Annotated in this window: 1 pseudogene; it reads left to right on the top strand. The window is 66.8% G+C overall.

The window, feature by feature from the left end:
* A pseudogene (locus K5D32_RS25735) lies at nucleotides 1–1,240 on the top strand (hypothetical protein); the annotation flags it as partial.

The following is a 1,240-nucleotide window of genomic DNA, read 5'->3' on the forward strand; positions in this document are numbered from 1 at the left end:
TGTCGAACGGCCAGAAAGGCCTGATCTCCAGCGCGGGCAGCCTGACGATCAACGCCGCGTCGCTGGATAACACCACAGGCAGTCTCACCAGCACGGGCGCCTCGACCCTGACCGTCACCGACGCCATGGTCAACCGTGGCGGCGAAGTGCTCAGCGAGGCGGGCCTGACCCTCACCAGCGGTCGCCTGGACAATAGCCGTAGCGGGCGGATCGCGGGCAAGGGCGTGACCGTCACCACCGGCGCCTTCGACAACCACCTGGACGGCCGCCTGACCAGCACCGAGGCCTTGCGCCTTACCGCGGCGCAGGTGAATAACAGCGAAGCGGGACGCATCGCCAGTGCCATGGCGTTGACCGTGGTGGTCACAGGCCTGGACCTCTCGACCGCGACCCTCAATAACGATCAGGGCGTGGTGCGCAGCGAGAGCACCCTGACCCTGAATGCGGGCGCGGTGTCGAACACGGCAGGCAGCCTCACCAGCGCGGGCACGGCCAACCTCACTGTCACGAACGCCATGGTCAACCAGGGCGGCGAAGTGCTCAGCGATGCCAGCCTGACCCTCACCAGCGGTCGCCTGGACAATAGCCGCAGCGGACGGATCGCGGGCAAGGGCGTGACCGTCACCACCGGCGTCTTCGACAACCACCTGGACGGCCGCCTGACCAGCACCGAGGCCTTGCGCCTCACTGCCGCGCAGGTCAATAACAGCGAAGCGGGGCGCATTGCCAGCGCCATGGCCCTGACCGCCGTGGTCACCGGGCTGGATCAGCACGCCGACGGTCGCCTGTACAGCAATGGTGATGTCAGCCTGGACCTGGGCAATGGCCACCTCAATAACCAGGACGGTTTGATTACGGCCCCCGGCCAGTTGCTGCTGACCCGTCTGGGCACGGTCAATAACCAAAGCGGCGAGATCTCCAGCGCCCAGGGCTTTACCCTGGCGGCCACGTCGCTGGACAACACCGACGGCACGGTGCTCAGCGATCAGGCGCTGATCGTGCGCATCGACCAGGTGCTGACCAACCTGCGCGGGCGGGTGTCTGCCACGGGCCTGGACGTGTCGGCTGCTACCTTGAACAACACTCAGGGCGTGGTGCGCAGCACGGGCCTGCTGACCCTGAATGCGGATTCACTGACCAACACGGCAGGCAGCCTCACCAGCACCGGAACGTCCAGGCTTACCGTCACCGGCGCCGTGGTCAACCAGGGCGGTGAAGTGCTCAGCGAGGCGGGCCTGAC

The organism is Pseudomonas cichorii (assembly GCF_019719005.1).
Classification (GTDB): Bacteria; Pseudomonadota; Gammaproteobacteria; order Pseudomonadales; family Pseudomonadaceae; genus Aquipseudomonas; species Aquipseudomonas cichorii_E.